Origin of the sequence: Xanthomonas sp. SHU 308 (assembly GCF_000364645.1) — a bacterium.
Classification (GTDB): Bacteria; Pseudomonadota; Gammaproteobacteria; order Xanthomonadales; family Xanthomonadaceae; genus Xanthomonas_A; species Xanthomonas_A sontii.
The window spans coordinates 1-16721 of sequence record NZ_AQOK01000526.1; the positions used below are offsets into that span (position 1 = coordinate 1).

The 16721-nt window shown below is 68.5% G+C and carries 18 protein-coding genes and 1 pseudogene; 10 read left to right on the top strand and 9 right to left on the bottom strand.

Annotation, left to right across the window (positions count from 1 at the left end; genetic code table 11):
- Positions 1-27 precede the first annotated feature (27 nt).
- Together plsB and D588_RS0115640 are read left to right on the top strand one after the other, a co-directional pair.
- Positions 28-2700 (top strand): glycerol-3-phosphate 1-O-acyltransferase PlsB, encoded by a 2673-nt coding sequence (gene plsB / locus D588_RS0115635; protein ID WP_017916652.1) that lies wholly within the window; start codon positions 28-30, stop codon positions 2698-2700.
- A 215-nt stretch (positions 2701-2915) separates the two neighbouring features.
- Positions 2916-3758 carry a DUF2884 family protein gene (locus D588_RS0115640; protein ID WP_017916653.1) on the top strand — a complete coding sequence of 281 codons (843 nt, stop codon included), beginning with the start codon at positions 2916-2918 and terminating at the stop codon, positions 3756-3758.
- A 94-nt stretch (positions 3759-3852) separates the two neighbouring features.
- Here D588_RS0115640 and D588_RS0115645 read toward each other — a convergent pair whose 3' ends face one another.
- Entirely contained in the window at positions 3853-4431 is a 579-nt protein-coding gene (locus D588_RS0115645; protein ID WP_017916654.1) for a DUF488 domain-containing protein, read from the bottom strand.
- Positions 4428-4631, bottom strand: coding sequence for a DUF465 domain-containing protein (locus D588_RS0115650; RefSeq protein WP_017908896.1), 204 nt, complete (start codon positions 4629-4631; stop codon positions 4428-4430). The genes D588_RS0115645 and D588_RS0115650 overlap by 4 nt, the downstream gene beginning before the upstream one ends.
- A 165-nt stretch (positions 4632-4796) precedes the next feature.
- Between D588_RS0115650 and bamE the strand changes: the two genes are divergently transcribed.
- Positions 4797-5375 (top strand): outer membrane protein assembly factor BamE, encoded by a 579-nt coding sequence (bamE, locus tag D588_RS0115655; RefSeq protein WP_017912129.1) that lies wholly within the window; start codon positions 4797-4799, stop codon positions 5373-5375.
- Positions 5376-5519: 144 nt separating this feature from the next.
- Here bamE and D588_RS0115660 read toward each other — a convergent pair whose 3' ends face one another.
- From D588_RS0115660 to D588_RS0115670, 3 genes are all read right to left on the bottom strand, one after another.
- Entirely contained in the window at positions 5520-6887 is a 1368-nt protein-coding gene (locus D588_RS0115660; RefSeq protein WP_017916655.1) for an XVIPCD domain-containing protein, read from the bottom strand.
- Between the two features lie 11 nt (positions 6888-6898).
- Positions 6899-7372, bottom strand: a complete 474-nt coding sequence (locus tag D588_RS0115665) for a hypothetical protein (RefSeq protein WP_232764312.1) — start codon at positions 7370-7372, stop codon at positions 6899-6901.
- Between the two features lie 280 nt (positions 7373-7652).
- Positions 7653-8216, bottom strand: coding sequence for a hypothetical protein (locus D588_RS0115670; RefSeq protein ID WP_017916657.1), 564 nt, complete (start codon positions 8214-8216; stop codon positions 7653-7655).
- A 198-nt stretch (positions 8217-8414) separates the two neighbouring features.
- On the opposite strand from D588_RS0115670, the gene D588_RS0115675 reads away from it, so the two are divergent.
- Both D588_RS0115675 and D588_RS0115680 read left to right on the top strand, forming a co-directional pair.
- Positions 8415-8915 carry a DUF4262 domain-containing protein gene (locus tag D588_RS0115675; RefSeq protein ID WP_226980588.1) on the top strand — a complete coding sequence of 167 codons (501 nt, stop codon included), beginning with the start codon at positions 8415-8417 and terminating at the stop codon, positions 8913-8915.
- On the top strand, positions 8915-9103 hold the full coding sequence (locus D588_RS0115680; RefSeq protein ID WP_017907944.1) for a hypothetical protein: 189 nt from the start codon (positions 8915-8917) through the stop codon (positions 9101-9103). The genes D588_RS0115675 and D588_RS0115680 overlap by 1 nt, the downstream gene beginning before the upstream one ends.
- 170 nt (positions 9104-9273) lie before the next feature.
- Here the strand turns inward: D588_RS0115680 and D588_RS0115685 are convergent, their stop codons facing one another.
- The 4 genes from D588_RS0115685 to D588_RS0115700 all read right to left on the bottom strand — a co-directional run bounded on the left by D588_RS0115685 (position 9274) and on the right by D588_RS0115700 (position 13314).
- Positions 9274-10866, bottom strand: coding sequence for a choice-of-anchor Q domain-containing protein (locus D588_RS0115685; protein ID WP_017916659.1), 1593 nt, complete (start codon positions 10864-10866; stop codon positions 9274-9276).
- 289 nt (positions 10867-11155) lie between these two features.
- Positions 11156-12706 (bottom strand): cryptochrome/photolyase family protein, encoded by a 1551-nt coding sequence (locus tag D588_RS0115690; RefSeq protein ID WP_017916660.1) that lies wholly within the window; start codon positions 12704-12706, stop codon positions 11156-11158.
- Positions 12707-12758: 52 nt separating this feature from the next.
- Positions 12759-12917, bottom strand: coding sequence for a DUF2256 domain-containing protein (locus tag D588_RS26770; protein ID WP_017912123.1), 159 nt, complete (start codon positions 12915-12917; stop codon positions 12759-12761).
- 34 nt (positions 12918-12951) lie between these two features.
- The gene (locus D588_RS0115700) at positions 12952-13314 is read right to left on the bottom strand and encodes a hypothetical protein (protein ID WP_017916661.1); all 363 of its coding nucleotides are present in this window, start codon (positions 13312-13314) and stop codon (positions 12952-12954) included.
- A 159-nt stretch (positions 13315-13473) separates the two neighbouring features.
- Between D588_RS0115700 and D588_RS0115705 the strand changes: the two genes are divergently transcribed.
- The 5 genes and pseudogenes from D588_RS0115705 to D588_RS0115725 all read left to right on the top strand — a co-directional run.
- A complete protein-coding gene (locus D588_RS0115705) occupies positions 13474-14010 on the top strand; it encodes a DUF2199 domain-containing protein (RefSeq protein WP_017916662.1) in 537 nt (178 codons plus the stop codon).
- Positions 14011-14212: 202 nt separating this feature from the next.
- Positions 14213-14404 (top strand): hypothetical protein, encoded by a 192-nt coding sequence (locus D588_RS0115710; protein WP_017907951.1) that lies wholly within the window; start codon positions 14213-14215, stop codon positions 14402-14404.
- 55 nt (positions 14405-14459) lie between these two features.
- A complete protein-coding gene (ttcA, locus tag D588_RS0115715; RefSeq protein ID WP_017916663.1) occupies positions 14460-15335 on the top strand; it encodes a tRNA 2-thiocytidine(32) synthetase TtcA in 876 nt (291 codons plus the stop codon).
- A 112-nt stretch (positions 15336-15447) separates the two neighbouring features.
- Entirely contained in the window at positions 15448-16353 is a 906-nt protein-coding gene (locus D588_RS0115720) for a recombination-associated protein RdgC (protein WP_017916664.1), read from the top strand.
- A 67-nt stretch (positions 16354-16420) separates the two neighbouring features.
- Positions 16421-16721: pseudogene (locus tag D588_RS0115725) on the top strand (DUF45 domain-containing protein); the annotation flags it as partial.

A 16721-nucleotide genomic window follows, 5' to 3' on the forward strand; every position in this document is an offset into this window, starting at 1 on the left:
CGACCCCGTCCCGCCGGCTAAGCGATAATGGCCCAGATGCCAGAACAGAATCCCCTCCCGTTCCCCGACGACGCCACGGCCGCACGCGCGGCCGACGCGGCACGTGCGCTCGACGACGCCTCCCCGGCCGCCCCCGGCGCGTCCCCCTCCTCGACCGCCGCCCCCTCCACCCTGCCGGTGGCCGCGACCGCCACGCGCCAGGCCAAGGGGCCGCTGTGGGCGCGCCTGCTCGGCCGCCTGGCCGATCCCTGGCTGGGCCTGAAGATCGAACCGGCCGAGCCGGGCCAGTACAACGACGGCCGCCCGGTGGTGTACGTGCTGGAGGACTACGGCCTGTCCAACGCGCTGATCCTGGACAAGGCCTGCCGCGAATCCGGCCTGCCGTCGCCGCTGGTGCCGCTGCCCGGCGACCCGCTGGGCCGCAAGCGCGCCTACCTGGCGCTGTCCCGGCGCAGCAGCAACCACGCGCTGCTGCCGGAGCAGCGCGGCGCCAAGACCCACTCCGATTCGCTGGCCAAGCTGCTGCAGGCGCACCGCGAGCGCCCGGACCTGGACATCCACCTGGTGCCGGTGTCGATCTTCGTCGGCCGCGCCCCGGACAAGCAGAGCGGCTGGTTCGCTGTGCTGTTCTCGGAAAACTGGGCGCTGGTGGGCAGCTTCCGGCGCCTGCTCGGCGTGCTGCTCAACGGCCGCAGCACCATCGTGCGCTTCGCCCCACCGGTGTCGATGCGGCAGACGGTGGAGGAAGGGCTGCCGCCCGAGCGCACCGTGCGCAAGCTGCAGCGCGTGCTGCGCACCCACTTCCGGCGCATCCGCGAGGCGGTGATCGGCCCCGACCTGTCGACCCGGCGCCTGCTGGTGGACCAGGTGCTGGCCGCCGAGCCGGTGCGCGAGGCGATCGCCGCGCAGGCCAAGCGCGACAACAGCAAACCGGTGGACGCCTGGCGCAAGGCGCACGCCTACGCCTGGGAAATCGCCGCCGACTATTCCAGCCCGGTGGTGCGCTCGGCCAGCTTCCTGCTGACCCACGTGTGGAACCGCATCTACGCCGGCGTGCTGGTCCACCACCTGGACAAGCTCAAGGACGCCGCGCCCGGGCACGAAGTGATCTACGTGCCCAGCCACCGCAGCCACATGGACTACCTGCTGCTGTCCTACCTGCTGTACGAACGCGGCATCGTGCCGCCGCACATCGTGGCCGGCATCAACCTCAACCTGCCGGTGGTCGGCACCCTGCTGCGCAAGGGCGGCGCGTTCTTCATCCGCCGCTCGATCAAGGGCAACGCGCTGTACTCGGCGGTGCTCAGCGAGTACGTGGCGCAACTGGTCGCCGGCGGCTACTCGATCGAGTACTTCGTCGAAGGCGGACGCTCGCGCACCGGCCGCCTGCTGCAGCCCAAGGGCGGCATGATCGCGATGACCCTGCGCGCGTTCCTGCGCCAGCCGCGCAAGCCGGTGCTGTTCCAGCCGATCTACGTCGGCTACGAGAAGCTGATGGAAGGCAACAGCTACCTCGACGAACTCAGCGGCCGGCCCAAGGAGAAGGAATCGATCTGGGCGCTGCTGTGGGGCATCCCCAAGGTGCTCAAGCAGAACTACGGCCAGGTGGTGGTGAACTTCGGCGAGCCGATTCCGTTGAGCCAGGTGCTGGCGCAGCGCGCGCCGGAATGGGACGGCCAGCCGCTGGGCGAGGACGAGAAGCCGGCCTGGTTGAACGGCACCGTCGATGCGCTGGCGCAGCAGATCCAGGTGCACATCAACGCCGCCGCCGACGTCAATCCGGTCAACCTGCTGGCGCTGGCGCTGCTGTCCACGCCCAAGCACGCCATGGGCGAGGCCGACCTGATCGCGCAGATCGAACTGTGCAAGAAGCTGCTGGCGGAACTGCCGTACTCGGACCGGGTCACGGTGACCCCGCATTCGCCCGAGCGCATCATCGCCCACGCCGAAGAGATCAACGTGCTCACCCGCACGCCGCATCCGCTCGGCGACGTGCTCAGCGTCAACGGCGACAACGCGGTGCTGCTGAGCTACTTCCGCAACAACGTGCTGCACCTGTTCACCGCCTCCTCGTGGGTGGCGTGCTGTTTCCAGAACAACCGCCGCATGAGCCGCGCCGGCCTGCTGCGGCTGGGCCGCACCGTGTACCCGTTCCTGCAGGCGGAGCTGTTCCTGCCGTGGAGCGAGGACCAGTTCGCCGAGCGCATCGAACGCACCATCGAGGTGTTCGTGCGCGAAGGCCTGCTGCTGCAGCTCGCCGAGGACGACGGCAGCGTGCTGGCGCGCAACACCGGCCAGACCGACGAGGTGTTCCGCCTGCGCGCCATCGGCCACTCGCTGCAACAGGCGTTCGAGCGCTATTACATCGCCATCTCGGTCCTGGTGAAGAACGGCCCGGGCAAGCTCGGCGCCGGCGAACTGGAGAGCCTGTGCCAGCAGGCCGCGCAACGTCTGAGCCTGCTGTACGCACCGGCGGCGCCGGAGTTCTTCGACAAGACCCTGTTCCGCGGCTTCATCCAGAAACTGCGCGAACTGAAGCTGGTGTGGCCGGACGAGAACAGCAAGCTGGTGTTCGACGAACGGCTGGATGCGTGGGCGAAGGACGCCAAGTTCATCCTCGGCCGTGAGCTGCGCCACACCATCGAGCGGGTCAGCCCGGAAGCGGCGAAGGTGGAGGAGCCGCCGGTTCCGCAGGATTGAGGCGGCAGTCGCAGCACTTGCCCTCGTGATGCGGTGAGATCCTGGCGCGTGGCGACGCGCCATGCATAAAGGCGCCCTGTTATCACTGCGGCGCGGCGGTTGACGTCGCGGCACAGTGACTTCCGACACGCGACCGTGGGCCTGTGCGGCCCGAGCATGCTTGAAACTCCCTGCTGCGGGTTCCGGCGATGCGCACAGCTCCTCTTTTCGCTCTGTTGCTGCTTGCCGCCTCCAGCGGGCCCGCGTGGGCCGACCAGGGCGACGACGCTGGCAAGCACGACCATCGGCCGCAGGTGTCCTCGCGCCAGTGCGGCCTGAGCACACCGTTCAACGTGCTCGCCGACACTGGCGGCATCTGGCTGACCCGCAGCGATGGCGATGGGCCGCGCGAGATCTTCTTCCATGCGGGCGAATTGAGCGTGGATCGCCAGGTGCAGCAGATCGGCGACGCCGATGCGCAGCGACTGCTGGAGATGGAACGCGAAACCCGCGCGCTGATGCCGCAGGTGGCCGATCTCTCTCACGAGGTGGTCGATCTCAGCTACGACGTGCTGGGTTCCGTTGTGGAGATGCTGACCGGCAGTGCCGGCAACGCGCGCAAGATCGAACGGCTGCGCACGCACGCCAATGCCTACGTCGACGGCACGCTCGGCAAGGGGCGCTGGGACCAGGAGGCGTTCGACGACCGGTTCGAGGACTATGTCGAGACGCAGGCGGAAAGCTTCGTGGGCAGCATCACCCGTCACGTGCTCTGGCAGGTCGTGACGGGCCGCGCGGAGGCCATCGGCGAACGCGCCGACCGCATGGACGCCGCCCTCGAGGCGCGGCTGGATGCGCGCAGCAAGGGGATCGAAACCAAGGCGCAGGCGCTGTGCGCGCGGGTGGCGCGGCTGGACCAGCTGCAGCAGGCGCTGGAGTACCGCTATCGCGGCCAGCCTCTGCGCCTGCTTGCCGCCAACCAGGACGGAGCGAGCGAACAGGGCACCACCACGCTCGTCAGCACCGACGATACGCCGCGCAGCAATGCGATCGCGGTGCCGTCGGTTCCGCAGGACTGAGTCTGACGCCGCAGCGCGTGGCGCGACCCGCAGTGGACTCCCGGCGCGTGGCGACGCGGCGGATACCCTGACGCGGCGACCATGGAAGCGCGGCTCAGGCGTCGAACAGGTCTCCGGTGCGCGGTCCGGCATCCGCCGCATCCGGCGGATAGACCAGTTGCCCCTGCGCGTCGCTGCGCGCAGCCGGGTTGAGCGTGGCCGGCTCCTGGTGGCCGACATCGATCAGGTGCACCACCGGATGGCCATGGTGCAGCAGGTGGTCGCAGACGATCTGACGGTGGCACTGCCGCCAGTAGGCCTCGGCGCACATGACCGCGCACGCGCCGTCCTCGCCGAAGGCTTGCAACTCGATCAACGCCTCGGCGAATTCGCTGCCCAACGCATAGTCGGCGTAGTTGTGGAAGCTGACGCTGCGCCAGTAGCCGTTGCGCTGCGGATCGACGCCCGGCTGCCTGCCGCGGCGTCCGCCCAGGGCGCGGAAGTGCCGGTAGGCGATGCCCGCCGCGGCCAGCGCCGGTGCCAGCGCGCTGCCGTCGAACTGCGGGAACCGCCGCGAATACGGAAAAGCGCGCACGTCGGCGAGCCGGGTGACGCCGGCGCCCTGCAGGATCTGCAGGAAGGTCTCCAGGCTGCGCGTGGAATGGCCGACGCTGAAGAAGGTCGCCGCGCTCACGCCGGTTCGTCGGGGATCAGCAGATGCTCCAGGCGCAGGATGCAGTCCTTCAGTTGCAGCTTGCGCTTCTTCAGCCGCTTGGCTTCCAGCTCGTCGTCCAGATTGGCCGGGATGCGCTGCAACTGTTCGTCGAGCGCGCGGTGCTCCCGACGCAGGGCGTCGATGCGCAGGGAGATCTCGGCGGGCGTCAGGGTGTCCACGAGGTTCGAGCATACACAGGCCACCGGTCCGCCGTCACCGTGCAACGCGCCGCTATGCCGGGCGCAGGACAGCCGGCACAATGCGCGCGGGCGCCGCGGCGGAGGCGGCGCCCTCCCACCCTCGTGCCACCCGCGGCAGGATCGCCGCGCCGAAAGGAGTCAGCCATGCGTTCGTTCCGTTCCCCGTTCGTTCTCGCCCTCGCCCTGGCGGCGGCCCTGCCGCAGCTGGCAGCGGCGGCCGATGCCAAGTTCTCCGGCTTCCTGTGCTGCAACATGCGCAGCGACGGCAGCTGGATCAGCGACAGCAACTACGCCGAAGACGGCAAGCGGGTGATCCCGGCCGGCACGCCGGTGCAGGTGACCGGCTACGGCCGCTACCGGGTCAATGTGCTGATCGACGGCAAGAAGCAGTCGATCGGCAACGACTACAGCCGCGACCTGGGCAACGAGGCCTTCGCCCAGCGCTACGTGGTCGCGCAGGATCCCACGGCGAAGCTGGCGGCCTACCCGCCGAAGATCCGCGAGGCGATCGCCGCCAACCGCGTGACCAAGGGCATGACCCGCGAGCAGGTGCTGATGGCGCTGGGCTATCCGATCACCAGCGAGAACCCGAGCCTGGACGCGCCGCTGTGGCGCTACTGGCTCGACAGCTTCAACGAGTTCCAGGTGTCCTTCGACGGCGCCGGCAAGGTCGAGAAGGTCACCGCCGATCCGAAGACCCAGAACCTGGTCTGGCAGCCGTAATCCCGGCGCGACTCCACGCGCCATGGCGCCGCGCTTCCGCCTCGGCGGAGGCGGCGCGAAGCGCATGCCATGGCCGCGACCTGCCGCGACCATGGCGCGACGCAAGGGCAGCGGGCGCTGGGCGCATCCCGCCGGCCACTGCGCTCAGCGGCTCAGCACCTGCGGCGGATCGGTCCGCGTCGGGCCCTGTTGCGAGGCCTGCAGCGCCTGTTCCTGCCCCTGTGCCTGGCGCTGCGCCTGCCCCTGCTGCGCGCCCAGTTGCTGCAGTTGCTGGTAGGTCTCCTGCGCCGGCCGCGCGATCGCCTCGCTGGTGGGCATGTGCGCGCGGTTGGCGTAGGGATCGGGCGAAACGTCGCCGCCGTTGCGGTACACGAACGCCAGTTCGCCGCCCTGGTGCGCGGCGGTGGGCCGATTGAAGCCCACCGCCAGCTGGTCGCGCTCGCTGAAGCCGTTCTGCCTGGCCAACAGGGTCAGGCTGGCGGTCATGCGCTCGCTGTTGTCGTCCCAGCCCTTGCCGATCGCCTGTTCGGCCTGGGCCACGCCGCTGCGGACCCGCTCGTGCAGGGCGCGATCGGCGGCACCCGGCGCGGCGGTCGGCTCGCTGGCGCGCGGCGCAGGCGGTTCGGGTGTCGGCGCCGGTGCGGAGCCATCGCGGAATCCCGCCGGCAGCACATCGCGCGGCACCTGCGCGGCGTCGATGCCGACCGCCTTCAGGTCGGCATGCACCGCCGGCGGCGTGCGCTCGGGGTGCTGCGCCTGCGCCCGGTCCTCGGCATCGGCGATCTGCGCCAGCGCGCGCTCGCCATAGTTCTGCGGATAGCCGCGCGCGTCGTAGAACAGCTTGCCCATCGCCTCCACGTTGCGCGGATTGTCGGCGTCGATCTTCAGGTCCTTGCCGAAGCTCAACCCGTCCTTGGCGATGTAGGTGGCCTTGCTGCCCACGCCCTGCTTGTCGATGTAGCTGGCCATCTCGCTGCTGGCGTTGTACAGGTCCTTGAGCGTGGCCTTGGGATTGGTGCGGGTGACGTAGTCGGCCAGCGTGTTGACCCCGGCGATCTCGTCCTTGGCCTCGCGGGTGCGTTGCTCCTGCCCGTAGGCCTGGAGCGTGGCGGTGTAGTCGTGCGGCGAGGGCGAGGCGGCGATGCCGTCGACCTTGGCGGCGAACGCGGCATCGCTGCGGTCGATGGCGGCCTTGTTGATCGCATGGCCGATCTCGTGGCCCAGCACGATGCGGGCGGTGTTGGCCGAATCGTCGCGCGGCGCGTTCATCTTCGCCGTGGCCAGCACGTCCATCGGCAACTCGATCTGGCCCGTGCGCGGGCTGTACGAGCCGGTACCCGCCTCGGGACTGGGCGCGAAGCCGGACAGCTGCTGTTGCCCGATCGCCTGTTCCACCCGCGCGCGCAGCTCCGGCGTGTTGTCCAGCATCTGCCGCAGCGCCTGGCCTTCCTTCGGATGTGCCTGCGCGAAGGTGTCGACCATGCCCTTCAGGCGTTCGTCGTCGTGTGCCATCTCCGCTCTCCTCAGGCGTCGACCAGGATCTGCAGCATCTCCACGCACGCCTGCGCGTCGTGTTCGCCAGCGTCCTTGCCGAGGAAGGCGTACACGGCGACCGCGCCGCGTTCGAAATGCCAGCGGCCGGCGCTGCCCTGACGCGGCGGTGCAATCCAGCGCGGCACGAAGCCCGCGGCGACCAGTGCCTGGCGATACGCGTCCAACGATTGCGTGCACTGCGCCGGCGCCGCGCCCGGCGCGGGGGTGAAGCGCAGGTCCAGCCGCGACGGCGGCGCAGCGTCGGCATCGGCGACCGATTCCAGGGTGTAGCCGCCACCGCCAGCGAGCGTGCCGGACGCGCTGAACGCATGCCCGCCCTCATCCTCGACCTGCAGACCGGTCTGCGCCGCGACCTTGGCGGCGACCAGATCCTGCCTGCCGCCGATCGCCAGGATCAACCGTACTACGCCTTGTGCCAGGTGCTCTGGCGTCATCTCCGACATGGTCCGCTCCGTGTGTGCAGGGGTGATCGAGGGGGAAGAAGACTGCGCACCGGCACAGGCGGCCAGCAACGCGGTGGCCAACAGCAGGGCCGCGCGCGGCGCATGGTGCCTGCAGGCTACGTGCAGCGACCCGCGGCGATTGCGATACAGCATCCGCTCCATGAAACGCCTCTCCGTCAAACGTCTTCCACGCATCGTGGCGCGGTCAGACATGAGCACGCGATTGTAGCCAGGGCATCGGCGTCTCGCAGCCTGCCGCTGCCCACGCCGCGCTGGAACGTCACTCCCAGTCGGCGCGACGCTGCCAGACGAAGCCGGGCAGATCGATGCGCTTGCGCGGCGTGCCGTCCCAGTCCACGGTGAAGCCGGCCGCACGCAACGCCGCGGCGACCTGCTGGCCGACCGCCAGGTCTGCGTCCTCGCGTCCTTCAAGATCGCCGAAGGCCAGCATCAGCCCACCGCCGTCGATGGCGCGCTCCATGTCCTGGCCGTGATAGAAGCAGTAACCGTGGTAGCGCCTGTCCGGCGTGTCGGCCACCGCCTGGTTCACTTCGACGTGGCCATCGGACATCGTGTAGCTGGCATTGGCCAGGGCGCAGATGCCTGACGCGTGCAGTTGCTCGAACAGCGCATCCAGCCGGTCGCAATCGGTCTGCGTCGGCCAGGTCTGTTCTGCCTGCTGCTTGGCCTGCCACTGGCTGGCGACCGAGGCGCGCAGCATGGCCTCGTCGCAGTCGTCTTCGAGGATGTCCTCGATCATCTCCTGGATCTCGTCCTGGGAGTAGAGCCCGGACCACACCCATTTGCGGATCTCGTCGTACACGTGGGCGTCGGATTCGTTCACGGTCGCTCCTGCGGTCTTCGGCGCATGCCGCGCGCACTGTAGCAGGGCCATCCAGTCGCGTTGCTGACGATCCGGCGCTAGCGAGTTCGCCTGGCATCTGCTACGCAAGCATCACCCACGGCCTCCGCGACCACCATGACCCTGTTGTTCCTATCGGCTTTGGAATTAGACTGATACGCGAGATCTTTCAACACACCCGTGCCGCTCGGCGCGCTCCTCTCGAATGCCAGCACCGACATGAATCGAATGGAGCAGCGGATACTCAACAACGTCGAGAAATTCGGTTGTCACATCACCTCCGTTTTCGATCCGAGTCAGATCCAGCAGCCCTTCTCCTACTCCATCGGTTTGGCAAAAACCCTCGGTATCCCAGAGGTCATTGTCGTCGGGGTTCGCTCCGACCTTGGCAGCGCCTTGATCAACCGTTACATGGAGCGTGCTCGCAACGGCGAGCTTTTCGTAGCGGGCCTCCCGTATACGGGCTTTCTCGAAGGGTTTCCGGTGCAGTTCCGCCAAGTCCTGGAGGTTCATCGCGAGACCTACATGCTGTCTGCAACCTGGTTTCATGGTGGTACCGACTATGCTGCCCTGCAGATTGTCTATCCGACACTTGGAGGAGTCTGGCCTTGGGATCCAGACGCGTCCGATGACGTTCGCCAGAGTCAGCCGCTGCTGGATGGTGCGGGGATCAGCATTTGATGAAGAGCGTCGTCGGCTGGCTGTTGCTCTTTTCCAGCAGTTGGATGCTGGGAGCCGTCCTGAACGACCTCGCATCGAGTGATGGCCTGATCAACCTGGCCCACGATCGCCGTGGCGAATGGTCCGCCTTGACGGCGCCGATTGTCGCAAGTATCAGTTTGTTGAATATTGTGGTGCGCGTTGCCTGATCCAGAAGCAAGCCTACAGGCCATGGCTCGTCGCCGTGGCTGCCGTTCTGGTTGTGGTGTTCTCATGCTCCACGCTCTGCTCATCCGGATGAAGGGCGCCAGATCGCGTAGTCGCACCGGCCAAGCCGGTGCGACCGCGCATTGCCGTGCACTTACGACGGCAGATCGACTTACTTGACCTCCACCGCGCCCAGGTCGCACACCGCGGTATTGCGAGGATTGCCGCGCTGGTCGATGGCGGCGCAGCCGCTGCCTGCATTCAACGCCGGGCTGTTGGCCGCGGGCAGCTGGGTGAGCGTCGGTCCGCCGTTGTTGGCCGGGGCCGACAGCAACGGATCGGCCGCTTTCACGGTGCCCGCGGCCAGGCAGGCATTCGGCCACACCGCGCCCTTGGCCGAGTATTCGATCAGGTTGTTGCCGGTGTTGCTCTGGTTGTTGCAGAACACGCGCTCGGTCTTGGAGTACAGGATACTGTTGCGGAGGTCGAACCTGTCGCCGAACAGGGTCACCCACGGCGTGTTCTCGGCGAAGGTGACGTTGTTGAAGCGCACGCTGGGGCTGCCCTGGTCGCCGTTGGCCGGCTGCCAGCCGACATGCTGGATGGCCGCGCCCACGCCTTTCGCATAGTTGCCGTAGAAGGTGCTGTTGCTGACGTCGCAGGCGCCGTAGCAATCCAGGTACAGCGCGCCGGCGTTGCCCTGTTGGGCCTTGTTGGACAGGAAGCTGGTCTCGGCGACGTTGATGGTGCCCGGCGCGGTGATGGCGGTGACGGCATGCGAGGTGTCGGTGAAGCCCATGCTGATGCGCGCGCCGCCGCCGGGGCCGCCGGTGGCGACGTTGTTGGCGAAGGTGGAGTATTTCACGTCGATGGTGTCCGGCGCGTACGCCCACAACGTGGCGCCGCCGGAGCCGTTGGCGGCGACGTTGTCGCGGACCACGGTGCCGCACACCGCCAGCGTACCGCCACTGCCGACGCCGCCCTTGAGATAGCCGGCCAGCGATGCGCCGTCGGTGTCGATCGCCCCGCCGCCACCGAAGTTGCCGGCGTCGGGGAAGCCCTGCGGCGCATTGATCGCCTGGTTGTTGGCGAATTCCGAGCCGACGATGGTGAGCCGGCTGAGCTGGGTGTACAGCGCGCCGCCGAGCCAGGAGCTGTTCTTGTAGAAGCCGCTGCGGACGATGGTCACCTCGGCGTCGCTGCCGGCGAAGATGGCGCCGCCGCCGATGCTGCTGCGGTTGGCGAGAAACTGGCTGTTGATGACTTCCAGCTTGCCGCGGTAGCCGACCTTGATCGCGCCGCCGCCCCAGGTGCCCGGGTCGTAGGCCTGATTCGATGCCGGCTGCACGGAGCTGCCGTTCTGCAGTTTCAGGTTGCGCACCGACAGCGCGCTGCCGGCATTGACCAGCAGGATCCGGGCGGACTGGCGGCCGTCCAGAGTGATCCTGCCCTGGCCATCGATCACCGTGGGCGTCGTCGCCGCGATGACGATCGAACGGTCGACGGCGATGCTGGTCGGCTTGCTGCCGCAGTTGAAGGCGATGTAGCCGCCCTGCGCGACGGCGGAGGCCAGCGCACTGGCGGTGCAACTGGCCTGCGTGCCGTTGCCGACCACGGTGGTCGTGGTCGGCAACGCCCAGGCCTGCGGCACGCTGCATTGCGGCGCCGCGGGGACGGCGGCGATCGCCGTGGCGGCGGTCATGAGAGCGAGGACACCCAGCGCGCGTGCGCCGGTGATGAGGGAGAACGTCGTGGTCATGATCATGCTCGATAGGGTTGCGGGGGAAACAACACGACGCACAGCAGTCATTCGACTGTCCATCCACGTCGCTGACACCTCGAGTGCAACCGGCGGCCTGCGCCGACCGGCGGCACAGGGTGCTTGAGCGTGTGTGGAGCGACCACAACGCAGGTAGCAGATCGCGCGATTGCACGGTCCGCCGATGCGACAGTGTGCCGATACGCGGCGCATGACACGGTTTGGATGCGTCGCAAGGCACGTTCCCGTGCCGCACCCGATCGCGGCGTGTACGCGGCGAGGCGCCTGGCCCGCGCTACAGCGTGTCCAGACCTTCGCGCAACTGCTGCGCCTGTGCGCGCAAGGCCTGCAGTTGCGTGGCCGGCAACTTGCCCAACTGGCGGTAGACCATGTCCAGGCGACGATTGCGCCCCAGCGTGTCCTGGTGCCGCGCGAAGAAGTCCCAGTACAGCGCGTTGTACGGACAGGCACGCGCGCCGGTCTTCTGCTTGCGGTCGTAGCGGCAGCCCTGGCAGTAGTCGCTCATGCGGTCGATGTAGGCCGCGCTGCTGACGTAGGGCTTGGTCGCGAGCAGGCCGCCGTCGGCGAACTGGCTCATGCCCACGGTGTTGGGCAGTTCGACCCATTCGAACGCGTCGATGTAGACGCCCAGGTACCAGCGATGCACCGCCGCCGGATTCAGGCCGGCGAGCAGGGCGAAGTTGCCGATCACCATCAGCCGCTGGATATGGTGCGCGTACGCATCCTGCAGCGATTGGCCGATGGCGTGCTGCAGGCAGCGCATGTGCGTCTCGCCGGTCCAGAACCAGGCCGGCAGCGGCGTGTCATGGCCGAGCGCGTTGCGCGCTTCATAGCCGGGCATGTGCGCCCAGTAGATGCCGCGCACGTACTCGCGCCAGCCGAGGATCTGCCGCACGAAACCTTCCACCGCCGCCAGCGGCGCGGCGCCAGCGCCATAGGCCGCCAGCGCGCGCTGCACCACGTCCTGCGGCCGCAGCATCTTGGTGTTGAGGGCGAAGGAAAGCTGCGAATGGAACAGGCGCGGACTGCGCGTGCTCATCGCATCCTCGTAGCGGCCGAAATGCGGCAGGGCATCGGCGATGAACCGATCCAGGCAGGCCAGCGCCTCGGCCCGGTTCAGCGGCCAGCGCACCGCCTCTGCCTGCGGCTGACCGAAACTGTCCACGCCGGCGGCCTGGATGCTGGCCCACAGCGCGCGGTGATCGTGGGTCGGGCGCGCATCGGGCGGTGGCGGCGGCTCGCCATGCCAGGGCTGGCGATTGTCATGGTCGTAGTTCCACTGCCCGCCCTCGGGCGTGCCGTCATCCGCCAGCAGAATCCGGTGGCGCTTGCGCATGTGCCGGTAGAAGTGCTCCATCAACCATTGCGGGCGCCCGCGGAAAAAGTCCGCCAGTTCGCCGCGGCGCGTGTAGAAGTGCGTGCTGTCCACCGCCTCGACGACAAAGGCCTGCGCCGCGCCCCACTGCCGCAGCTGCTGATCCAGGCGCCATTCGTCCGGGTCCTGATACTGCAGGCGCTGCGCACCGTAGTGCGCCATCAGCGCACCGAGATTGGCGGGGATGGACTGGCGGTTGCTGGCGTCATCGATCGCCACGTAGCGCACGCGGTGGCCGGCGCTGCGCAGGTGCCGGGCGAAGTCGCGCATCGCGGCGAACACCGCCAGGATCTTCTGCGCATGGTGCAGGACGTAGTCGGTCTCCTGCCGCACTTCCATCAACACATACACCACGCCGGGATCGCGCACGTCGAACCAGGCGTGCTCGGGATCGAGCTGGTCGCCGAGCACCAGGCGCAGGGTGTGGGCGGTGGGGGGCAGCGGACTCACGCGGGGCGGCACGCCCGCGTGCATGCGGTGCGCCAGCGCACGGCCGAGCAGTTCACGGCGCCTCCGGCGCGCGCACGCGCTTGCGCTCGCCACGGCAGCGGTCGGAACAATACTTCACCTCGTCCCAGACCTTCTCCCACTTCTTGCGCCAGCGGAACGGACGGCCGCAATGCAGGCAAGGCTTTTCCGGCAGATCCTGTTTCTTGCGCATGCGCGATCCGCAGTTCGCTCAGAGTCGCTGTCGCTTACGGCTGCGCCGGCCACTCGCGGAACACCACACAGACCGTGGTGGGGTCCAGCATCGCGAACTCGCGTGCGCCCCAGGGCTTGAGCGCGACGGTACGGCAATTCGGATGCAGCCACTGCGGCGCACGTGCGGACAACTCCGCATAGATCGTGTCGATGCTGTCGGTTTCGATGCCCAGTTCCGGCCGGTCCTTCGCCGCCCACTCGGCGTTCTCCACCAGATAGGCCTTGGCGCCGTCGCGTGCGATCACCGCCATCGTGGCGTCCTGGTACAGCACCTGGAATCCCAGGCCGCCGACGAAGAAGTCCAGCCCGTCCTGCATGCGCGCGTAGAAGATCTTGGGAATGAGGTTCTTGAACATGGAGCGACCTTGCCTCCGTGACCAGTGGCGAGTGTAGCGGGCCGGTCCCGGCACGGCATGACGACAAAATCAGGGTCGCCGGACACCTGCCGCGCGCGGGGGCTGGCAATGCCGCAGCCGGCTACACTGGCCAGCCTTCTTGCCGTCTCGCCCCCAGCCATGACGTTCCGCTTCACCTGCAGCGCCTGCGATCAGGTCCACGAAGGCATGCCCGGCTTCAGCGTGGCGTCGCCGCTGAGCTATGCGCTGATTCCGGAGGCGCAGCGCGCCACCCGCTGCGAGCTGGGCTCGGACGATTGCGTGATCGACGAGGCTCACTTCTTCGTCCGCGGCTGCATCGAGATTCCCGTGCATGGCCACGCCGAACCGTTTTCCTGGGGCGTGTGGGTCTCGCTCAGCGAAGCCAGCTACCTGCAATGGGTCCACTGTTTCGATCAGCCGCAGCGTGCGCATGTGGGGCCGTTCTTCGGCTGGCTGAACACACGCCTGTCGCCGTATCCGGAGACCGCCGGTCTCAAGACGCAGGTCCATCTGCGCAACGACGGCATTCGCCCATGGATCGAACTGGAGCCGACCGCGCACCCGCTCGCAGTCGAACAGCGTGAAGGGATCTCCGAGCAGCGGGTGGCCGAACTGTTTGCGCTGATGACGCACACATCCATCTCCGTTGCGACGGACCAGGGGACGACGCCATAACGCTGTCGTCGGTGTGGATGTTTGTGGGCCGCGGGCCGCGTTTCCGTCCGGTGTAGCGGAGGCGCCGAGCCGCGCGCGGCTCCGCGGCGGTACGCTGACCCAAGACCCCGAATCGGAGCAGCACATGGGATATGAGTATTGCCTGACGTTTGCCGACGCCGATCCAGCAAAGACACGGCAAGCCATCGGCCAGCTGCCGGGCGTGGAAGAGGCGGCCGCGCGCGATGCCGGCGCCGCCGCGCTGGCACGACCGATGCCGGACGCAGTGTTCTGGTGCACCGCAGACGGCCTGTCCTTTTGCGCGAACACCAGCGAGGGACTGCGCTGCCTCGGCACCGTCATCGCCCGCCTGACCAGCACGTTCGGGACGGTCGAGGTGGCGGAACTGGAATGACCGGCAACGCCGACCGCGCGGTGCTGCGCCAGCCGCGCCGACTACACTACCGCCGATGACCTCGCCCCTGCCCCTGCCGCCGCTGCACCCGCTCGCCGATCCCGCACCGCCCGCCGCCCGCAACGCCGCGGCGCTGGGCAAGCGCCTGTGTCGGCAGGTCGGCCAGGCCATCGCCGATTTCGGCATGATCGGTGCCGGCGACAAGGTCATGGTGTGCCTGTCCGGCGGCAAGGACAGCTACACCCTGCTCGACATCCTGCTGCAGCTGCAGCGCAAGGCGCCGGTGCCGTTCGAGCTGGTGGCGGTGAACCTGGACCAGAAGCAGCCGGGCTTTCCCGCCGACGTGCTGCCGGCCTACCTGCGCCAGCGCGGCGTGCCCTGGCATGTGATCGAACAGGACACCTATTCGGTGGTCACCCGGGTGGTGCCGGAAGGCAAGACCCTGTGTTCGCTGTGCTCGCGGCTGCGCCGTGGCGCACTGTACCGCTACGCGGCGGAGAACGGCATCACCAAGATCGCGCTGGGCCACCACCGCGACGACATCGTCGCCACGTTCTTCATGAACCTGTTCTTCCACGCCAAGCTGGCGGCGATGGCGCCGGTATTGCGCAGCGACGATGGCCGCCACGTGGTGATCCGGCCGCTGGCCTATGTGCGCGAGGACGACATCGCCGCCTACGCGCAGGCGCAGGCCTTCCCGCTGATCCCCTGCACGCTGTGCGGCAGCCAGGAGACGCTGCAGCGCCGCCAGGTCGGGCAACTGCTGCAACAGTGGGACCGGGAGCATCCGGGGCGGGTGGAACAGATCGCCCGCGCGCTCGGCAACGTGCATCCGGCGCAGCTGGCCGACCGCGCGCTGTTCGACTTCGCCGCGCTCGGCGGCGCCGCCACGGGCGCGGCCGGTGCCTGGGCGGACGACGCGCCGGGCTGAGGCCCCTCGCTGAACCGCCCGATGCGGTGCCCGGGCAGGCGCGATGCGACAATGGCCGCCGCTCCCCGGCGCGTGCCGCCGGACCGTTCCGTTTCCTTCTGCTGGATGCTCGATGTTCTTTCGCAATCTGACCCTGTTCCGCTTCCCCACCACGCTCGATTTTTCCGAGGTCGAAACGCTCCTGCCGGAGGCCCAGCTCAAATCGGTCGGCCCGCTGGAAATGAGCTCGCGTGGCTTCATCTCCCCGTTCGGCCGCGACGAGCAGGAAGCGCTGTCGCACCGCATCGCCGATTTCCTGTGGCTGACCGTCGGCGGCGAAGACAAGATCCTGCCCGGCTCGGTGGTCAACGACCTGCTCGCGCGCAAGGTCGCCGAGATCGAAGAGAAGGAAGGCCGGCGCCCCGGCGGCCGCGCGCGCAAGCGGCTGAAGGACGACCTGATCCACGAGCTGCTGCCGCGCGCCTTCGTCAAGTCCTCGCGCACCGACGCCATGCTCGACCTGCAGCACGGCTACGTCGCGGTGGACACCTCCAGCCGCAAGACCGGCGAGAACGTGATGTCGGAGATCCGCGGCCTGCTCGGCAGCTTCCCGGCGTTGCCGCTGAATGCCGAAGTGGCGCCGCGCTCGATCCTCACCGGCTGGATCGCCGGCGAGCCGCTGCCCGAAGGCCTGAGCCTGGGCGAAGAGTGCGAGATGAAGGACCCGATCGAAGGCGGCGCGGTGGTCAAGTGCCAGCACCAGGAACTGCGCTGCGACGAGATCGACAAGCACCTGGAGGCCGGCAAGCAGGTCACCAAGCTGGCGCTGGTGCTCGACGACCACGTGTCCTTCGTGCTCGGCGACGACCTGGTGATCCGCAAGCTGAAGTTCCTCGACGGTGCGCTGGACCAGCTCGAACACGCCGACCAGGACGGCGTGCGCGCCGAACTGGATGCGCGCTTCGCGCTGATGAGCGCGGAAGTGCGGCGCCTGTTCCTGCTGCTGGAAGAGGCGCTGAAGCTGAGCAAGGCCGACTGATGCCGCGGCGCGGGCGGCCAAACACGGCTGTCACCGTGCGCACCCGCGCCGGCGGTATGCTGTGCCCATGCCCGATCTGCTCCGTCGCCTGATCGCGCCGCCCCCGGCGGCCGTCGAACGCGACCTCGTCCGCTTCCGCCTGGACGAGCGCGAGGTCGAAGTGCTGCGCGTGCGCGACCCGCGCGCGCGCCGCATCAAGCTCAGCGTGGACGAACGCGGCGCGCGGCTGACCCTGCCGCTGCGGGCAAGCCTGGTCGCCGGCGAACGCTTCCTGCTGGAGAACCGGCAGTGGCTGGCGCAGCAGTTGTCGCGCTATGTCGCCGCCGAGACGCTGGCGCCGCTGCGCCCGGGCGAGGCCGGCGAACTGC